Origin of the sequence: Nostoc sp. FACHB-888 (genome assembly GCF_014696655.1) — a bacterium.
In the GTDB taxonomy this organism is placed as follows: domain Bacteria; phylum Cyanobacteriota; class Cyanobacteriia; order Cyanobacteriales; family Nostocaceae; genus Nostoc.
This window is the reverse complement of the sequence record NZ_JACJQM010000023.1, coordinates 46,542-64,283: the sequence shown is the minus strand read 5'-3', so window position 1 is coordinate 64,283 and position 17,742 is coordinate 46,542. Positions and strand designations below refer to the sequence as shown.

General features: G+C 43.1%; 18 protein-coding genes and 3 tRNA genes. 10 read left to right on the top strand and 11 right to left on the bottom strand.

Annotated features, from left to right (window positions below; translation table 11 throughout):
* Nucleotides 1-95 precede the first annotated feature (95 nt).
* The 3 genes from nadA (at nucleotide 96) to H6G26_RS16360 (ending at nucleotide 1,442) form a co-directional block, all read left to right on the top strand.
* Nucleotides 96-1,073 carry a quinolinate synthase NadA gene (gene nadA, locus H6G26_RS16370; RefSeq protein ID WP_190730265.1) on the top strand — a complete coding sequence of 326 codons (978 nt, stop codon included), beginning with the start codon at nucleotides 96-98 and terminating at the stop codon, nucleotides 1,071-1,073.
* Nucleotides 1,074-1,197: 124 nt separating this feature from the next.
* A tRNA-Tyr gene (locus H6G26_RS16365) sits at nucleotides 1,198-1,283 on the top strand.
* A gap of 87 nt (nucleotides 1,284-1,370) precedes the next feature.
* Nucleotides 1,371-1,442, top strand: a tRNA-Thr gene (locus H6G26_RS16360).
* Nucleotides 1,443-1,619: 177 nt separating this feature from the next.
* Here H6G26_RS16360 and H6G26_RS16355 read toward each other — a convergent pair.
* On the bottom strand, nucleotides 1,620-1,895 hold the full coding sequence (locus H6G26_RS16355) for a hypothetical protein (protein WP_190730264.1): 276 nt from the start codon (nucleotides 1,893-1,895) through the stop codon (nucleotides 1,620-1,622).
* A gap of 307 nt (nucleotides 1,896-2,202) precedes the next feature.
* Here H6G26_RS16355 and H6G26_RS16350 point away from each other — a divergent pair, with 307 nt between their 5' ends.
* Complete coding sequence (locus tag H6G26_RS16350; protein ID WP_190730263.1) at nucleotides 2,203-2,499, top strand: hypothetical protein; 297 nt, start codon at nucleotides 2,203-2,205, stop codon at nucleotides 2,497-2,499.
* A gap of 103 nt (nucleotides 2,500-2,602) precedes the next feature.
* On the opposite strand, the gene H6G26_RS16345 is transcribed toward H6G26_RS16350, so the two are convergent.
* The 3 genes from H6G26_RS16345 to H6G26_RS16340 all read right to left on the bottom strand — a co-directional run bounded on the left by H6G26_RS16345 (nucleotide 2,603) and on the right by H6G26_RS16340 (nucleotide 6,559).
* Complete coding sequence (locus tag H6G26_RS16345; RefSeq protein WP_190730262.1) at nucleotides 2,603-5,755, bottom strand: DEAD/DEAH box helicase family protein; 3,153 nt, start codon at nucleotides 5,753-5,755, stop codon at nucleotides 2,603-2,605.
* Between the two features lie 90 nt (nucleotides 5,756-5,845).
* Nucleotides 5,846-5,980, bottom strand: a complete 135-nt coding sequence (locus H6G26_RS43795; protein ID WP_277883880.1) for a hypothetical protein — start codon at nucleotides 5,978-5,980, stop codon at nucleotides 5,846-5,848.
* Between the two features lie 333 nt (nucleotides 5,981-6,313).
* Nucleotides 6,314-6,559, bottom strand: a complete 246-nt coding sequence (locus H6G26_RS16340) for a CopG family transcriptional regulator (RefSeq protein WP_190730261.1) — start codon at nucleotides 6,557-6,559, stop codon at nucleotides 6,314-6,316.
* A gap of 677 nt (nucleotides 6,560-7,236) precedes the next feature.
* On the opposite strand from H6G26_RS16340, the gene H6G26_RS16335 reads away from it, so the two are divergent.
* Both H6G26_RS16335 and H6G26_RS16330 read left to right on the top strand, forming a co-directional pair.
* A complete protein-coding gene (locus H6G26_RS16335) occupies nucleotides 7,237-7,431 on the top strand; it encodes a hypothetical protein (protein ID WP_190730260.1) in 195 nt (64 codons plus the stop codon).
* Entirely contained in the window at nucleotides 7,428-9,185 is a 1,758-nt protein-coding gene (locus H6G26_RS16330) for a hypothetical protein (RefSeq protein ID WP_190730259.1), read from the top strand. The genes H6G26_RS16335 and H6G26_RS16330 overlap by 4 nt, the downstream gene beginning before the upstream one ends.
* A gap of 437 nt (nucleotides 9,186-9,622) precedes the next feature.
* On the opposite strand, the gene H6G26_RS16325 is transcribed toward H6G26_RS16330, so the two are convergent.
* From H6G26_RS16325 to H6G26_RS16295, 7 genes are all read right to left on the bottom strand, one after another.
* On the bottom strand, nucleotides 9,623-9,997 hold the full coding sequence (locus H6G26_RS16325) for a hypothetical protein (RefSeq protein ID WP_190730258.1): 375 nt from the start codon (nucleotides 9,995-9,997) through the stop codon (nucleotides 9,623-9,625).
* Nucleotides 9,998-10,149: 152 nt separating this feature from the next.
* Nucleotides 10,150-10,392 (bottom strand): hypothetical protein, encoded by a 243-nt coding sequence (locus tag H6G26_RS16320; RefSeq protein WP_190730257.1) that lies wholly within the window; start codon nucleotides 10,390-10,392, stop codon nucleotides 10,150-10,152.
* On the bottom strand, nucleotides 10,382-10,612 hold the full coding sequence (locus tag H6G26_RS16315) for a hypothetical protein (protein ID WP_190730256.1): 231 nt from the start codon (nucleotides 10,610-10,612) through the stop codon (nucleotides 10,382-10,384). The genes H6G26_RS16320 and H6G26_RS16315 overlap by 11 nt, the downstream gene beginning before the upstream one ends.
* Before the next feature lie 211 nt (nucleotides 10,613-10,823).
* A complete protein-coding gene (locus H6G26_RS16310; RefSeq protein WP_190730255.1) occupies nucleotides 10,824-11,927 on the bottom strand; it encodes a site-specific integrase in 1,104 nt (367 codons plus the stop codon).
* Between the two features lie 70 nt (nucleotides 11,928-11,997).
* Nucleotides 11,998-13,110, bottom strand: a complete 1,113-nt coding sequence (locus tag H6G26_RS16305) for a tyrosine-type recombinase/integrase (RefSeq protein WP_190730254.1) — start codon at nucleotides 13,108-13,110, stop codon at nucleotides 11,998-12,000.
* Between the two features lie 292 nt (nucleotides 13,111-13,402).
* On the bottom strand, nucleotides 13,403-14,092 hold the full coding sequence (locus tag H6G26_RS16300; RefSeq protein ID WP_190730253.1) for a group I intron-associated PD-(D/E)XK endonuclease: 690 nt from the start codon (nucleotides 14,090-14,092) through the stop codon (nucleotides 13,403-13,405).
* A gap of 68 nt (nucleotides 14,093-14,160) precedes the next feature.
* Nucleotides 14,161-14,233 (bottom strand) — tRNA-Arg (locus H6G26_RS16295).
* Between the two features lie 357 nt (nucleotides 14,234-14,590).
* Between H6G26_RS16295 and H6G26_RS16290 the strand changes: the two genes are divergently transcribed.
* The 4 genes from H6G26_RS16290 (at nucleotide 14,591) to cutA (ending at nucleotide 17,600) form a co-directional block, all read left to right on the top strand.
* Nucleotides 14,591-15,250, top strand: a complete 660-nt coding sequence (locus H6G26_RS16290) for an Npun_F0813 family protein (RefSeq protein ID WP_190730252.1) — start codon at nucleotides 14,591-14,593, stop codon at nucleotides 15,248-15,250.
* Nucleotides 15,251-15,387: 137 nt separating this feature from the next.
* The gene (locus tag H6G26_RS16285; protein WP_190730251.1) at nucleotides 15,388-16,239 is read left to right on the top strand and encodes a hypothetical protein; all 852 of its coding nucleotides are present in this window, start codon (nucleotides 15,388-15,390) and stop codon (nucleotides 16,237-16,239) included.
* 21 nt (nucleotides 16,240-16,260) lie between these two features.
* Nucleotides 16,261-17,262, top strand: a complete 1,002-nt coding sequence (locus H6G26_RS16280; RefSeq protein WP_190730250.1) for a transposase — start codon at nucleotides 16,261-16,263, stop codon at nucleotides 17,260-17,262.
* A gap of 5 nt (nucleotides 17,263-17,267) precedes the next feature.
* Nucleotides 17,268-17,600, top strand: a complete 333-nt coding sequence (gene cutA, locus H6G26_RS16275) for a divalent-cation tolerance protein CutA (RefSeq protein ID WP_190730249.1) — start codon at nucleotides 17,268-17,270, stop codon at nucleotides 17,598-17,600.
* Nucleotides 17,601-17,742: the final 142 nt, after the last annotated feature.

The following is a 17,742-nucleotide window of genomic DNA, read 5'->3' as shown; positions in this document are numbered from 1 at the left end:
CAACCCCAAAATATCAACCGTCCACTATTTTTGGTAAAAACTACTATAATTGAATCCACAGGACATACATTTGCAACATAAAGCACCCCTAAACTGTGTTTACTACTGCACTAGCTCAACGCGAAAACACCCAACTGGGTAAACTACCACTAGATTTGTTTGCTGCCATTCAGAGTCTCAAAAAAGAACTCAACGCCGTTATCCTGGCACATTATTATCAAGAGCCAGATATTCAGGATATTGCAGACTTTATTGGGGATTCATTACAACTGGCAAGAGCCGCCGAAAAAACCAATGCGGATGTAATTGTCTTTGCTGGGGTTCACTTCATGGCAGAAACAGCAAAGATACTTAATCCTGATAAATTAGTACTTTTACCAGATTTAGATGCTGGTTGTTCTTTAGCAGACAGTTGTCCACCAGAGGCGTTTGCAGCTTTTAAAGCAGCACATCCAGATCATTTGGTGGTGTCTTACATCAACTGCTCTGCTGATATCAAGGCGATGAGCGATATTATTTGTACTAGCTCCAACGCTGTGAAAATTGTAGAGCAGATACCGAAAGAACAGCCGATTATTTTTGCCCCAGATCGGAACTTGGGGCGGTATGTCATGGAACAGACAGGACGAGATTTGGTGCTATGGCAAGGTAGCTGTGTTGTCCATGAAACCTTTTCGGAAAAGAAAATTGTCCAGTTAAAAATTGCCCACCCAGAAGCAGAGGCGATCGCACATCCAGAATGTGAAAGTAGTGTATTGCGCCACGCCAGCTTTATTGGCTCTACAGCCGCTTTACTCAAGTATTGTCAAAACAGCCCTACCAAGGAATTTATTGTTGCGACAGAGCCGGGAATCATTCACCAAATGCAAAAACTAGCTCCTGACAAGCATTTTATTCCTGCACCGCCGATGAATAATAACTGTGCTTGTAACGAATGTCCGTTTATGCGGTTAAACACCCTAGAAAAGCTCTACTGGGCAATGAAAAATCGCACTCCTGAAATTACTATGCCAGAGGATATTCGGCTGTCTGCACTGCGACCAATGCAACGAATGCTGGAGATGAGCGTGTAACCAGTATTTTTTATACAAATGGTAGAGACGCAGTTTTGTTGCGATCTCTACCCGCAAGTTGTTTTTTCTAATCACTTGCAATTTATAAAACATGGTGCTAAGATTTTAAATCGTGAGACAAATCGGGTCGGTGTCCGAGTGGTTAATGGAGACGGACTGTAAATCCGTTGGCTAGCGCCTACGCTGGTTCAAATCCAGCCCGGCCCACCACTTACGAAGTTATAAGTTATAATGACTGGGTTAAGAGCAAAGCTCCCAGCATTGTAACTTACAACTAAAAAACCAAGTTTATATTTTGCCCGTGTGGCTCAGTGGTAGAGCACACCCTTGGTAAGGGTGAGGTCACGAGTTCAATCCTCGTCACGGGCTTTTTTCAGAGATATTTACCAGTCCTAAACCGCTCTAGCTTGTCCTAAATGTGTCTTAAGCATAGGGCAGTCTAGCGACGTTTAGCTATATCTATCGCAAATCTTTAACCCAATATGTGGATCTGTTTTTGGTCACTTCATGGATGGGGTTAACTAACTCGGTATAATCTGGTATTCATTAGGATGCACTTTTGTTACTTTGGGTAACATCAAAACTCTTTAGGGACACCTGCTTAACCCCTGATGCGGTCTGAGCCTTCATAGCAGGATAGGCAACCCCTGACGCTTCAAACTGTGCCTTAAGGCTAGCCAAGACTTTTACCTCTGCCTTAAGTAGCTCGATACCTTCACGTATTAGCACTGAGGTAGACTTGCCTGTTCTTTGGACTTCCTGTTCTAACCATCCCCAGGTATCCGGGTCGAGTCTGAATGCTGTCTGTTTTGTCTTCTTCATTAGTAATACCTGTATTCTTTTCTCTGATTAAGTCAATCAAAGTTATACATAAATATTGACCAGTTGGAGGTATTGCCGGGGCACTGCGATTACCCTACACGGGGGAATAACCCTATGAACCTTCAAAGAATATCCCATAGAATCCCTGATGGACTTTATCTCTTCCAAGTAATAGACTGTGAACTAAACCAGTTCTTTTTGGCACTAAGGTTACTGATATCCGTCAACAGACCTTAAGTAGTCCAGAAGCCGCCAAAGCCACTATGGTGGACGGGTATAACCAAGAGAAAGACAAAGGATTCCCCAGGTGTTAAATAGAGTTTTTATTTTAGGTTTATTGTTGGCCACTAGCGCCCCCGCGATCGCCCAAGAGGTTAATCATGAACCCATATTGGTTGCCGATAGTCAGTCAGTATCCCCGTATGGCTGGAGCGTTTTTTATTTCAGTCAGAGTGGTGAGACACTTCGGGGTATGGCGGACTGTAACAAGGATCTGGTTGAGTACCGAGTACAAATAGAGTCCGGTGACTGGATCTTAAATGAGGTCAAAGAGTCCGCAGAATATTTAATGTTAGCTACTGCCTGTAATCTGGACGAATATTAGCCTGTAGTGTTAACTAAACCTAAACGCTTGCCATGAGTCCCCTAGACTACCCCCTGCGGTTATCTAAAAAGATACCGGAGAGGGCTAGTGCTACTAACGGGACTTAAGCATCATTAAGGCTGTCTAGATACTCTGCGTCCTCTATGGCTTCAAAGGTGATCTGAGGGACTAAAGAGTATTTGAATAGATATTTATACTCTCCGGGGGTTACTGTGTAGAGGTAATCTAACTCTTTTGTTCTAGTATCTTTTGAACTTTCCTTAAAAGAGACTAGAGATACTAGAACATTGTCTACCCTAACTCGCTTCTTCTCCACTTCATAACCCATCAGTCCCAGTATTCCATTGGCGACTACAGTCGCCTTGGTCATATCAACTTTTATTCCTAATCTCCTGATTGCCTCAGCGCCCAAGGACTTCATAACCACCTCAAAGCCACCGAGGTCAGACTTAGTAAACTGTCCCCTTTCTAGGGCCGGGGCGATCGCCGTAACCAAGGCATCCATTGTTTTCTTGTCCTTCTGGGCGAACTTAGCATCATAGTCGCTCAGTTTTCCGTAATCCTGGTAATCCAGCGACCATGAGAGTTTTTTGTCCATTGTTGCAAGCTTATGAACCCTCAGAGCATTCTTACCTACCTTGCCATACCAAAGGATGTCCTCAACGGTCAAGTCTTGCTTCTTCATCCCCTTGGCGATAAAGAAGCGCTCAAGGGCTGCCTTGTCTGTCCTAGAAAGTGCCGAGTCCTTCAGGGCTTTTAGTTGGCTTGCTTCATCCTCAGTTAGCACGGGGGCATCAATAACCGACTGGGCATTATTTTGCTTAATCTCTTCATTAGCTGCCCGAAGATCAGATTTTGTAATGGTTTTACCTAACGCGCCCTTAGCTTCATCAGTAATGATATGTCCAGCCTCGGATACCGTCTGCCAGAACTGACTACCCCGGTAAAACTTAGATGCCAACTGCTTCTCTAAATATTCCGCTTGAAACTTGGTAGCAGCCTCCATGTCCGGGTGCTTCTTAGTCTCAATGCGGATCTCATCATCTCCCTCACAGCTTTCCCCGGTAATATGCGGGTATGAAATCCAGTCAGTATTTAGGGTATTGTTGCTTAAGCAAAAAATCTTGTCTCTAACTGAGTCTACATATTCCTTTGTAGGAGCCTTGTCATCAATGAAGGCATAGACATTACCCAGAGGATACCGGACACGCCCAGTGGCTTGTAGGCAGTCAGCAGCACCCAAATCCCTAGAGTTTGTGAAGATGCCAACCACATCATGAAAATACTGGCAGTTAATATCAGTTCCAGTGCCCAATGTAGGACTAGTAACAACTACTTGGTATTTCTGAACCAAAGTATTGATGTCGCTTTGGTCATATTGGGACTTGTTGGCGGCTGTAAATAGTGCCATAGACAGTTGAGGGTATCTGGCTTTCAGGCGGTCATGTAGAGCCTCGGCATCGCTGGCAGAGTCAAGGGGGGCATAAACATTTTTACCCTCATCAATAGACTTACAGATGCGGCTGTATGCAGCATTAATATCCGGTAGTTTAACAAAGCGCTTCTGGTAAGGCTTATGCTCATTTATGAATACTTGGAGGCTATCGGAGCCTGTGAGGTATTTGAGAACCTTGGCTTCAGTATTTGTTACTGTGGCGCTTGTAGCGATGATGCTAGTACTAACCTTCATGAGCATCTTTAGGACATCGAAGGTTTCAGTTCGGACTCTGGCAATAGTAGTTTCAGTTGCGGTTAGGAAGTAGTTAAATGCTTGGTCTACTTCATCCAGAATCAAGACTCTAGGTGTCTTTTTATTTACTACCCATAAACCATGTAAGAAGCGGTCTAAGGAATCATAGGTAGTAATGTAACGCTTAACATCGGATACATTCTTATAACCAGCCATTGCTTCTTTGTTGTCATAGGCGATAAAACCCAACTCGGCAAGATCATGTTCCCATTGGCGCACTAACTGAACTCGGTGGCAAGCAACTCGGATTTGGGCATCGGGGTTAACAGCCAAAATATCTCTAATGGTTTCTACTAACGCCCTTGTCTTACCAGTTCCGATCGCTGAGTTAATAATGGTTACTAACTCTTTTTTATAGTCGATACCCATATCAGAGACGTACTGAGAGTTTTTAATAATCCCACTGGGGAACTCTGAGTTTTTCTTAGCGGCTTTCTGTGACTCGATCGCGCTATTGAGAAAATAAGCCAACCCGCGTGGGATGTGATGACCTCTGGCTTCTTCTTCATTCCATACAGAGCCATCTTGTTTTACCTCGGAGCAAAACTGAGCCTTAGATGCCTCAAACATTAGCTCTACAAGCTCTACGGGCTTCATGGTGGCAGTGGTAAGCAAGGAACCCATAATGTTCCCCAGTTTCAACATGGTGTCTGAGGCATTGCCTAGAAGCCTTGAGGATGTCGAGAGCTTCCTAGTCATCTGTGCCCTTTTGTTTGCTACTTGACCCGCACTCAGGGGGGCTGGGGCAATCATACTACGGTATTCGGCAACTAGGGACTCTAGGGACTCAATAGAACCAGAGATGTTATAGGACGCGCCAGCAGTTAACTTTAGCGCCTTGGACTTCTTAATCGTATCTGGGGTGGGTGTGGGGAAGTCAGAGAGATTATAGCGGCGATCCGTATGTAACTCAACCAACTTAACCATGAAGGGACTCTCTGGGTTCTTCATGTGGTTAAAGCTGGGTAGTCTTAGGACTCTGGGTAAATCTTTGACCACTGGATCACCCCCGGTTAGCTCGGACAGCATAGTTTGATATGAGGTAAATAGCTTGATGTCTTGACCGGGGTTTAGGAACCAGTAAATATGCTTACCGTTCTTTGACTGGACTACAGCGCTTGCCGGGGGTAGTTTGTCTAAGTTCTGTGGTTCTACTTTGTCGAAGTCTGTAAAAAGGGCATTGATGCCAACTATGTTAGCGGCTGTTCTGCCTTTACCATCGGTCTGGTTAACTGTATAGTAAACACCTGCCCCTTTGCTGTTCAATGCGCCGATGCGGTTCATGGTTGCTCTGTTGATCGAGCCATGCCAGTTACCAACTATAGACCTGTTGCCTTTTTTGGAGTCATCGAAGGTCTGAAAGCAAACATCATTATCCCCATGAATCGCCTCAAGCAGTCTGATGACATCTTGGTATTTATTTGCGGTTGACTGTGTACTATTGTTAGTATTTGTGTTAAAATCAAATATATCAACTTGTTTTAAGTTGGTGTTTGAGTAATCCATTATTTGAATCCTTGGGTACTTAGCCCGTTGTTTGTTTACTGTGAATCCTGAATATTGGTTTGTAGGGTAACTAGCTGTGAACTAGTTACCCTATTTGGTTTCTAATGGTTCTCCAAGTTGCCCCACTAGGTTGTTTAGTAGGTTCTTAATGATGTCTGATAGGGGAAGCTGTAACCGTTTAGCGATCGCCGCATAGCGCGTGTGTTCATCCTGGGTCATGTTCATAGAGAACACTTTTCTCTGTGGTCTTACTAAGGTCAACCTAGCGGTTAAATCAGCATTCTTCATTTTCAATCACCTACTACTGTCTGCTGCTATTACTTCGTCATTATTTAAATACAGCTATTAACCAACAGTAGAATCAGGGTTATAGCCTCTGAAGTGATTTGATGCGAACTTAGAGGCTAAAAGTAATCATTGAAATATCCTATGGTAATCATAGATTTCAATCTATGATTATTTAGGTGGTGAACGGGGTAAAACAATGTTCCTCTATCTCTTGTCTATTTTAAGGAAAGTCCAAAAGATAAGGGAACAAACTAAGCCCCCCCAGGCGTATTAGAAAGTCCCAAAGGGATATCCCGCGTTTTCTGCTAACGCCTTTACTTTTTTCTCTAGCTGGTCTATCTGGCCCTGTAAGTCCCTCAACGTGTCTTGGGGTAGCTCTGAATATCCTAGTGTTAATCCTGAGCCTCCATTCAGTAAGTCGAGTATCAACTGATGCTTGCTAATGCCGTTTTCCTGTGACTGTGCTTTAAGCTGTAGATCCAAGTCATCAGGTAATCTTAGGGTCATATTAGCCATATTAATAACGGTCTTATTTCTTAGCTGGTATGTTCTAATGATACCACAATCGACACTGAACTGTCAGCACTAAAGTGGTATATTTTTGTAATAACTGGCACATGGGTTAACCCGGTTTGAGTAGATGGGGTTATTTTGTACGACCTAATCCACCTGTTTACCGAGCCAGATTATCTATTTCCTACCTATTCACGGGTAGTAAAGTCATGCTCTGCATAGTTTGTAGCCATTCTAGGGTGGCAAAATCATGAGTGCTTTTTACTGCCTGAAATATGATCCGGTTCTAAATCAGTAATATTTACGGGTTAAAAAAAAAGCAACCAGGGAGCCGACTGACCGCAACTAAAAGCCCCTGATATAGCCTGAAGTCAGCCCACAGTAAGCATTTATGGTAGCAGCAAGGGAGCCTCAAAGATGCCACATACGCACCAGTGAACCGAACATAAGTAGAATATGCACTTCTATACCTAAGCTATAAGTTATCCCTGTTACCCCCAAAAGGGTAACTAACTTATCCTCTGTAACCCTTACCAGCTAAGGATAGCGATGTTTTATCTCTTATAAGTATAAATACTAATGGTGATCACTGGCAATCTTTTCATTTGCCTTGCTGTGACCTTAAGACCACCCATTAATGACTAAGTATTAATGACGGACAAAAATACTTAGAAAACATAATGGTGAGACCAAAAATCGACAGCGAACAAAGAAAGGTAATAAGGACTACCTTTAGAACTACTGAGACTGAATCAGAAGCTTTGAAATGGTACGCAGAGCGATTTGGGCTGTCTGTATCTGATTTCCTTAGAACTGTTCTAAAAGACTCTCTAGAAACCGCCATTGAAACAACCCAAGGTGGTAAAGCCTCATGAGCGACCAAAACCGAGTTAATGTCCGGTTAACAGCTACCGATTTGATTAGCCCGGCGATCGCCCGCATCAGAGAAAACATGGGGGTCATGGGCGCTCAAGTTGGCTCTATGGGTTCCAATGGCGGTATTTTCAGTACCATGATGGGCGGTTTAGGCGCATCGGCGATCATGGGGACTCTAGGGGCTGTTTCCTCGGCTATCTCCGGTATCAGTAACTCCATCCAGGATGCCGCCAAAATACAAACTTTGGGACTGGCAGAAGCTGGGGACTTAGCAGGGCGCTTAGGGGTAAACTTTGGGAAAGCCAAAGACCTGGTAGCTGAAACTAGAGCCGAGATAGTCAAAATGGCGGCGGCATTACCTGGGGAGAATGGAGACTTCAATACCATCGCATCATCTATATCTGCGACAGTCGCCGGGATATCCGGAGGAGATGAGAAAACATACAAAGAGCGTTTGTTGGGTCTAACGGAAGGCTACGGAGTCCTGGGGGCTATCAGAGGAGCCAATATGAACATGGGCGGTATGGCTCTTAACAAAGCCCTTAGCGGTTCTAGTACTTTATCCGAAGTTTTTAGGATTGAGTTATTTGCCAGAAACCCAGTACTAAAAGAGGAACTTTTATCCGAGTTCGCCAAGCAAGGCATGGGGCAGGACTGGAAGCAGTTAACTACCGAAACGCGCTTTAATATCATGGATGCTGCTAGGAAAAAAGCCATTACCAAGGAAACCCTAGACAGCTTCGACGGTACAGTAGACTCGATGATTCAGATCATGAAAACCAATATCTTTAATCAGGATGTCGGTATCTTTGGTTTCTTGAAGAAAATACCAGAGATGGGTAACCGGACAGGACTAGATGCGGTTCAAGGCTTAATGATGTCCTTGGGTAGCTTCGGTCAGTCCCTAACGCCCTTTATGAACTCCATAGGGTTAAATAGCGATAGCTTCATGACCGGATTTATCAAGGTTACTGATTGGTTTTCTGATCTAACAGGAGTTTTTACAGGGCTGAACTATGGCGAAAGTTTAGACAGTTTGGACTCTGTTTTCTCCAATATGGTCGGAGGGTTAACCGGGATAACCAACGGATTCTTAAAAGGACTAGAGAGAACTATTAGTAAGACCGATTGGTTACAAGTAGGTGCGGGTTTGTCTAAACTCGGCGTGTCTATATGGAAGGGTATATACCAAATAGATTGGGGTTCGGTAGCCTCAATATTATTCAAAGCGCTTGTAATCGCGCCAGTACAAATAATAGCCGGGGGGATAGCCAATACAGCCTCAGAAATAGCCCAGATGATCAAAGGAGCTTTTGTTTTTATCTTTGAGAAAATAAGAGACATCGGCGCGTCTTTGAATCCTATAGCAGGTATCAGAAACTTTGCCGATCAAGGCATTAAAAATACTCAGGCTTTTGTAGGTTCTGGTATCGATCGCCTGTTTGGTTCTAAGGAGGCTAAACAAGCGCCTTCGGCTTCCATTAAACCTTCTGACGCTATTTTGGATATCGGAAAACCTGTTCGGGGACTATCAGACTCCATCAGACCTTTAGAACAGCCGGGAACCGCCAAGGAAACTATTAGTACTCCCTTGGTTATCCCCAAGACTGAAAACAGTACCAAGTCGGTTTCCTTTAATCCATCATTTACCATTAATGCCCCAGAGGGAACCAATACAGATGGCCTGGTAGCTTTGATCAGAAATACCATTAATGAAGACTGGAGAAACTACAGGGCTAACAGTTTAGCCTAGACCTGACTAACGTCAGCTTAGATTCCTAGTCCAACTAAAAGCCCTCCCAGGATGCCTTGGAAGGGTTCTTTATTGTTCATTAATATATTAGGATGTCTTAAGGTTTACTAATGCGTTCTGGGTTGTTCTGAAGCCAATCCAGAAGCCTCTCAGTAACCTTGGTTTGTTTATTGATCGCGTCATCTATTCTGACTAAGGAAACCGATATTTTTTCATTATGTCTATTCATTTCCTCTATGGTTTCTTGAAGCATCTTTGGTTGCTTGGGAAACAAGATAACGGATTTGTCCGGCCATAGAAAGTCCGTTAATCGCTGAAAGGGTTTGAAGTTGACTGTAGAGTTCATCATTGATGTTTATTATTAATCTTTTTGGTTTCATTGTTTTAAGGGTTTATTGGAGAGTTTAAAAACTCTCCGTTATTTTCTTAAGATGGCTTTAGCCATTAGGCGCTATTAAAGTTCTTCCGATGATACCGTTACCATTAGTCCATCTAATGATCCATGAACCATCCTCAGAATACTCTTTACCTTTTAAAACCCATCCTTGGAAAACTGTACCTCCTGGATGATTTAAAAACTCAGGGTTGTCTAGTTCGGGCTTGAAAGATTGGTCATAAACCGCGTCCTCAAAACCTTGTTTATAAATCAATAACTGGACTTCATTTTCAAAATCTTTCAGTTCTAACTCTGGATAGTCTTTGATACCGTCATACTCTTGCTGGCCTACCGTATACAGTTGGATGATTTGGGTTAACCTGGGGTCAAGGCTAGCGACTTTTGAGGTTTCTTGGGTGGTCTTAGCTTTAGTCATTGTTTTAGATATCGTAGTGATATCTACACACAGTCAAGTTGCCCCTAAAAACTCTGATAGAACTATGGAGCGACTGACCACGGCAGAGTGTTCAGTAATAGTCCTAGAGTTATTACTGAACATTCTGCCTACATTATCCGCAGTCGGTTCTTTTAATGGAACCCCATAATCTCATCAATGGTCTTAATAGTCTCCTCCATTTGCATCTTAAGGGCGGGTAGATCATGTCTTAATGTCATCGGGGGGTTCATTACTCCTGTGACAGTTAGCCTACCCTCAGCAATATTCCTCATGAGTAGGCTAACGTTAGGACTTCCAAGTAAGTCCTGAGCGATCGCCTCAAGGGCTTTCTTATGCTCAGGACTTAGAGCTACAGTAGTGCGACTAGGCGACATATTGAATGTAAACAACTTTTTTATGGTTCTTAGCGGGGTTAAGTGAACACCAGTCGGTCATAGCCGTATCTGATGCCCAACAGAACCGATCTATGTGGTTAATGGAACCGTCCCAAATAACCCCTAGAGCTTCCATAGCCTTGAGGATTTTTTTAAGAACAGATTCTCTAACAGGTATGTAAGTTTTAGTAGCGGTTGTAGCAGTAGTGGTGGCTTTCATGATTATTAATCCTCGAATATTGGCTCTTTATGGACGTTCGGACGATTTAGTTAGGCTTTGCTTGCCTTATGTATACATAATAGTGCATAAAGTTTATGTATGGCAAGAGCATAACCATAGAAAAATCCCCCGGTATTCCCAGAGGATTAAGCCAATATTCGATGATTGTATTTTAACCTTTGGCTTCTTAATGCTTAAAATCCGGCTACTCTCATATTTCTGGTAGAACTGTAAGCCGACTAACGCCAGCATAATGTTCTGTGATTACCTTGGGGCTATTTCCAACCACCCTGGCAACCTCAGCAGAGGTTAACCCAGATTCAAGCATTCGAGTAATAGCTGTATGCCTAGTGTTATATAGAGGTCTGTAACGGTCTACTAAACCCTTCTTAATCAACTTAGTCAGCTTGGGCTTCCAGTAGGCTTTTAGGAGCAGCTTGTTGCTGATTATCCCCCCGTTACGGCTGGTGAACACAGGGTCTAACAAATCCCCCTTAGGTAGACTTTGGAGTAACTTAGCTATCTGAGAGTTACAAGGTACTTTACGGTTAGCGTGTGTTTTCGTAGGTTTCCTAGTTTTTAACTCAGGGTAATAGGTAGCGTTAATGGTTACATAGCTGTAATCAGGGGCTACTTGTTTCCACTGTAGGGCGATCGCTTCACCGGTTCTACAGCCAGTGAGAAATAGGAAGCGCACAAAGGATTCATAGTGGCTACCCTGAAAAGCCTCAAGAATGGCTTGCATCTCAAAGGTGGTAAAGGGGTTAATAAGCTTCTTTTTAAACACCTTTATGTTTTTATATAGCCCCTTAAACTTATTAGTAGCTACAAATCCCTGTAGCTCTGCCCAGTCCATAGCTGCACTCAGTAGTATCAATATCCTTCTGGCTACATTGGCGGGTCTGTTTCGCACTAACCAAACCTTAACGTTCTCGGCATCATCGGGTGAATGATAAGGCATTTCAGCGATTAATCTTTTATAAGTCCCCTCATAGTGAGCGTGATATGTACTTATGTCTAGGCTAGGCTTCCGGTAGTTACTATATAGCTGCCAAAGTTCACTGAGGGTTAGTGATGAGGTTATTTGATGCTTACGGGTAGCTTTATACTTACTAGGGTTAAAAGCCCCTTTAACTATTTCATCCTCGATATCCCAGGCTAATCGCTGGGCTTTTTTATATCCATCCTGGCTATCAACAGATAATCCAGTGAAAATATAGCGACTAGAACCGTTAGCGATCGCTCTGGGTAATCTTAGGCGATATTTACCCCTATATTTCTCGATACCTACTGTACCTGTTTTTGCTTTTTCCATGAGCGTACCCGGATACCTAGGTAGGCTTTGAGCGCACCCAGGGAGTAACGAACATATTAAATATTCTATTTTAACTGATAGGCATATCCGGTAACTCTGGGCGGTTAATCATGTGCCCATAGGTTTGCATAACCATTCGGGTGTCACTATGCCCTAGTAGATACGCCACCCCAGTAACTGGAGTGCCTTGGTCTATGGCATGACTAGCAGTTGTATGCCGAGTTGTATAAGGTCTTCGGTAATCTACACCGACTTTAGTTAGTACCTTAACCCAGTATCTCTCTCGGAAGTTACCATCATCTATAGGTTTTCCTTTAACCGTAGTAAATACTAGGGAATCTTGGTCAGGTTTAGGGGGTTTGATTGACCACAACAGTAACCGTAGCTCATCAGTCATTCCCAGATGTCTGCTACCGCCTGTTTTAGTCTCCTTTCTAACCCTCTGATACCCGTTACCGGCCCAGTCTCTAGAAAGACTTTCTTGGATGATTACAAACCCTTGGTCAAAGTCCACATGAAGCCAACGTAACCCAATAGCTTCAGATGTTCTAACACCTGTAGCCAGTAAAAACTTAACAAAGGGCGCGTAGTGTATGGCTAACTCTTCAAAGCCCCGGATAATCACTTTAATCTCTGTGGAAGTAAAGGGTTTGATTGACTTCACGTAAACCCTGTGGTTTTTTAGCTCGTCATAGGGGTTAATATTTACCAGGGTTTTTGATATAGCCCAGCGATAGCATCTTTTCAAATAACCCAAGCGTTGATTAAAAGTTGAAGGGGCTAAGTTGGATTGGGTCAGCCACAGGGTATCCATCAAATCAGGATTAGCTTTTATAATCTGCTGCCTAATCGCTTTGTAGTGATGTTGTCTGGTAGCTACTGAAAGGTTGAGGCTATCTACCCAGTAATCCCACAGTTCTATGAGCGTTTGAGGTTTTGAGGTTTGGCTACCGGATTGTATAGGTTGCTGCTTTGGAGTTAGCCTATATCGGTCTAGTGTTGGGTCAAAGTTCTTAGCTAGGATGTCATTTTGTATTTGGCTAGCGATCACCTGCGCCGTCTTGAAGTCCCTGTGGTTAGTAAACTGACCCCCCGGTATTGGGTTAAATGAGTACCTTTTACCCCCTACGGAGAACTTTAGCTGAATAGAACCATTATTATTAACTGGCTTGATTTCCCTCACTGTCCTAACCCCGTCTTAAAGGTTGTGCTAGGACTCGCTAGGGTGTTTACAGGTAAGGCTTCTGGGCTTCTAGGCTACACCCTTGGTAAGGGTGAGGTCACGAGTTCAATCCTCGTCACGGGCTTTTTAAATTAATATAACAATCAAGGCAAAGTTAAAAGTTTCAGCTTTCCAAAGAGATTTAAAGCTGACAAAACTGAGTGACTTGCTTGATATTTTGACTATGATTTGGCTATGAATCCAAAATTTTAGCTATCAAGTGGGTGTCATGCTAGTAAAACTCACATCCTTACTAAAGATGTGAACCTTCGTCATTGGTTATTAACTGTCCTTCTACTTGTCCATAAGCTTTCTTAACCCAATACCCTCTAGGTGGCTTTTCTACCCCATAAGCCTTACACCACTTTTCTACAGCTTTATCAGACACGCCAAAATCTCTACCAATTTGTGCAGTTGGCTTTTCCCAAACTAGTTTTTCTAGTTCTTCTTTTGATGGTCTTTCAACTTTTCTGGTATGAATCCTAGAGTCTGGGTTAACCTTTCTACTTGTTAAATCAACGCCAAACTCCTTGTAGGTTCGCTTAGAGGCTGCTTCAGTAAAGTGTGTAAAATCCTCCCACCAGTAAAACGGTGTAGCTGAATTAGGTATCTGAGTAGTTATGTAGCAACCCTTAAACTTAATTGATGGATAGACAACTTTATCTATGTCAGGAAGATAAACCGCATAAAAGTCAAAGTCATTTACTTTGTACTTCTTCTGATGAGTCCCATTTTTATCTACCCAAATAGTTTTATTTACTACCCTGTTATCTCCCGCGTATTTAGCTTGTATTTTGTAAAATTTATCGTCTTTGTAGACAACAAAATCAAAAGGTAAGTGTTCACAAACAAGTGGCGTGAGGACTAAATAACCTTTAAGGGTTAGATCAGCCATTGCTTTTGTTGCAGCAATGTCACCTTTGTTCTTAGTATGATGCAGCAAAATGAACCCTCAAATGTGCAAGTCATTGTATCACTTCACGGTGCTTAAGGGTTCATATTGAGTTAAAACGAGCGCGGCAGGGTTCGAACCTGCGGCCGATTGCTTAGAAGGCAATTGCTCTATCCACTGAGCTACGCGCCCAAAACAAAATAATGGCTCCCAAAGGAGTCATCTGCACTATTATATCGTGTTCAGCTACCAAGAAGCAATCGAAAATTGCAGATTTACCACTAGCAAGGCTAAGATGCAAGTCGCTAGTTAGTTAATCTACACCGAAAACGAAACAGATGGAGTATTGGTTTAGATATATTGAGTTGTCAAAGGGTTATTTGCCTTTTAACGCCACCCTCCTCTGGGCGGCTATCTTTGGGAAGGATCTGGCGATCGCTAGGCCCATTTTCACAGTACGCTAGGTAATTTCAGCCTTGGCGATGCTGCCAAATGCCATTATATATTCCATATTAAGAGTGCCCCTGTGAGGAGTTATTTGCTAGTGCCATGTTTATTCTCAAACGGCAGGATGTTGAAATATCAAGCATTCAGCACCCAAAAAAGGATCAGCAAGTGCCGATCCTCAGTTATCAAGGGCAGACTTTTCGCTTGATTAGTGTCTTCAAAGCTAGTCAAGAAGAAGAAGCTAGAGCCTTATGGAGAGAATTAACGGATAACCGAGGTAAAGCCTGTGTTTTGCTGGAAGAACCGGAACGCTTTAGCGTTTGGGGTAAAATCCGTTTAGAGCAGCTAGGTAATGACACAGGTAGTCATGGTAAAACGGGAATTTTAATCCAAGCCAGTATTTTGCTGTTGCAAGGTGTTTCTATTGACATTGAAGAGTTTTTGGGTGCTAGGCAAGCTGCATTATTTGAAAAAGATATTGTAGAGGTATTCAAGCAGAAACAATTTCCCCAAACATCTTCTCTAGAAGCAGTTAAATATTTGGTATCTACTAATCCGTTACCGACAGCCAAAATACCTGATTGGCAAGAAAATCATGTAGTTATATTGTTACAAGAACTACATAGATTAGGAAAATCCTATTTTGGCAACGCTAATTTTACCAAACAAGTGATTTATAAGCTAGAAGATATGCCAGAAGCCGAGCGTTCGCTATTTCTCGCTTGGCTAAATCAATCGCCGCTGGGTAAACTATGGCAGTAGTATGGAAATTCTTTAACAAAGTTCCTGCCACTGGCACTTGCTTTTGGTGTCTGATTGTGTGTTTTCTAGCAGACACACCACATATACAGTCCTTTAACTCAAAATACTGCCAGAGTGCATCTACATAGTCAAGTTTTATGAATAACTCTTACGAGAATTCGCTCCTTTCTAAATCCATTTTCACCACTCAGAACATTGTCTTAGCTAATATTGGCTGGGCCGTACTGGCACTGCTATACTTTTTGTTGTTTAGTGCCAAAGTTCCCGGAGCAGATGGCATAGAAAGCCGGGCCGAATGGTATGTGATTGGCACAAATATTTTTGAAGCTTTAGCTTATTTGGGTGCCAGTATCTTATGCTTGAGGAACTGGCTGAGTCCACAAATCGTCAGTGGGCGAAATGTTTGGCTCTTAATTGGCTTAGGCATGCTTTCCTATTTCGTTGGGGGGATAATTTTCGGATATACGGAAATAATTTTAAAAGATGAACCGGATGTGTCTGTAGGCGATATATTTTTTGTACTTAGTTATCTATTACTTGGCGCAGGCATGATTTTAGCTGTGGCTTCCAGGCGAATTAATCTGGAAAAATGGCAGTGGCTAATTGTGTTAGCAATTGCAATGTTTGGTAGTTTGTTAGCATGGTGGATTTCTATGCAACAGGGAACACCCTCAGAACTGCTAGTCGCTATTTTGAATTGGTTTTACGTAGTTAGCGATGTAGTTTTGTTAATTATTGCTACCACTCTGCTGCTAGCCTTTTGGGGGGGAAGAGTTTCCCAGTCTTGGCGAATGATTGCAGCAGCGGCCTTTTCGCTTTACATTGCAGATATGTGGTTTAAATACGCCCAAGGCCCCAATTATCAAAGTGGGGAAATATTAGAAGTATTTTGGGTGTTTAGTGGAGTGTTATTTGGCATGGGCGCTGTCTTAGAATATGACGCATCACTAAGACGAACGCGGCGTACCAGTGGACGAAAACGAGCTTAGTAAAGATTTTTGGTATCTACCGTGAGAAAATTAACAGATTCTGACAAGCAAGAAATTCTTAAGTTATATCGAGAGACTGCCGAAACAACCTCAACTTTGGCAGACCGCTATGGTGTGAGTAATTCGACAATTAGTCGCCTGCTCAAAAGCACTTTGCCAGAAGATGAGTATGAATACTTAGTCTCCTTAAAGCGGGCTGCGAGAACTCCTGAGGGGAGGGCGCAGGTAAGTTATGAGCAATTACCTCTGCTGACTCAACCAGAGCCGGAAATAGAAGTTCCACCCATCGAAACTCCACCTGTGGAAGTACCAAAGGTTGAGCCGCAGCCACGTCGGGTAATTCATGTAGAGCAGGAACTTTTCTCAGAGGAAACGGCGGAGTCAATCGCCGCTAGTAGACGAGTCCGGCGACGCCCCTCGGCGGCAGAAAAACCGAAGCTCCGAGTCACAGAGAAATTAGAAACTCCAGAGCAAAAGCCGCCGGAAATAGTCAGCATTCCCATTCCACCGCTAAAAAATGAGCATCCAGGAGCGGCCGTCATCGCGCAGATGCTGGGCGAAGATTTGTTAGACGAATCAGAGGATTTGGATGATTTAGAAGATGATGATTTAGAAGATGATGACTTTGAGGATGAAGACTATGACGACGATGACCTGGATGACCAAAGACCGTTAGTCACAAAACGAAGACCAGGTGAAGCATCAGTTCAAGTTTTACCTCTGTCGATAGCCAATTTGCCAAAAACTTGTTATTTGGTAATTGACCGTTCTTCGGAATTAATTACCCGACCTCTCAAGGACTTTGGTGATTTGGGGCAAATTCCTAACCTGGAAACCCAGCAAAGAACTCTGCCGGTGTTCGATAACCATCGGGTGGCAAAGCGTTTTTCTACGAAGCGCGATCGCGTGATTAAAGTTCCTGATAGTAAAATGCTCCATAAAGCTCGGACTCATTTGCAAGCTAAGGGCATCACGCGACTATTGATTGATGGTCAGGTCTATTCTTTGTCTGCGACGGTTTAGAGGTCATGGAGACACCTTCTGGCTATGGTGTGGTATTGGTGACAGCTGGCAATATGCAGGAGGCAGAAGCAATTGCAAATGCTCTTGTGGAAGCTAAACTTGCTGCTTGTGTGAGTCTGTTACCAATCCACTCAATTTACACCTGGCAAGGGGAACTGCATAAAGAGGAAGAATGGCAATTACTGATTAAAACTGATTTGGCGCAATTTCCGGCAATGGAAGCCAAAATTAAGGAATTGCACTCCTATGAAGTGCCAGAAATTATTGCTTTACCAATTGTTGCTGGTTCTCAAGTTTACTTGCAGTGGATTTCTCAGCAAGTTAAAGGTAAAGAGTGAGGAGTGAGGATTTTCATAACTCCTCAATCTTTACTCTCAACTAATAACTCTAAGTACAGCTTTGCGTAAAATCGTGGCAATTGAGGGCCAGGGTAGGAGCGCAGGGGTAAGCACAGAGGGGCGCAAAGAATTAATGAAATGT

Bases quoted from the DNA above. Each gene is read 5' to 3' on its own strand.
- H6G26_RS16355 (WP_190730264.1), bottom strand. From the start codon at position 1,895: ATGAAGAAGACAAAACAGACAGCATTCAGACTCGACCCGGATACCTGG.
- H6G26_RS16345 (WP_190730262.1), bottom strand. From the start codon at position 5,755: ATGGATTACTCAAACACCAACTTAAAACAAGTTGATATATTTGATTTT.
- H6G26_RS43795 (WP_277883880.1), bottom strand. From the start codon at position 5,980: ATGAACATGACCCAGGATGAACACACGCGCTATGCGGCGATCGCTAAA.
- H6G26_RS16340 (WP_190730261.1), bottom strand. From the start codon at position 6,559: ATGGCTAATATGACCCTAAGATTACCTGATGACTTGGATCTACAGCTT.
- H6G26_RS16335 (WP_190730260.1), top strand. From the start codon at position 7,237: ATGGTGAGACCAAAAATCGACAGCGAACAAAGAAAGGTAATAAGGACT.
- H6G26_RS16330 (WP_190730259.1), top strand. From the start codon at position 7,428: ATGAGCGACCAAAACCGAGTTAATGTCCGGTTAACAGCTACCGATTTG.
- H6G26_RS16325 (WP_190730258.1), bottom strand. From the start codon at position 9,997: ATGACTAAAGCTAAGACCACCCAAGAAACCTCAAAAGTCGCTAGCCTT.
- H6G26_RS16320 (WP_190730257.1), bottom strand. From the start codon at position 10,392: ATGTCGCCTAGTCGCACTACTGTAGCTCTAAGTCCTGAGCATAAGAAA.
- H6G26_RS16315 (WP_190730256.1), bottom strand. From the start codon at position 10,612: ATGAAAGCCACCACTACTGCTACAACCGCTACTAAAACTTACATACCT.
- H6G26_RS16310 (WP_190730255.1), bottom strand. From the start codon at position 11,927: ATGGAAAAAGCAAAAACAGGTACAGTAGGTATCGAGAAATATAGGGGT.
- H6G26_RS16290 (WP_190730252.1), top strand. From the start codon at position 14,591: ATGTTTATTCTCAAACGGCAGGATGTTGAAATATCAAGCATTCAGCAC.
- H6G26_RS16285 (WP_190730251.1), top strand. From the start codon at position 15,388: ATGAATAACTCTTACGAGAATTCGCTCCTTTCTAAATCCATTTTCACC.
- cutA (WP_190730249.1), top strand. From the start codon at position 17,268: ATGGAGACACCTTCTGGCTATGGTGTGGTATTGGTGACAGCTGGCAAT.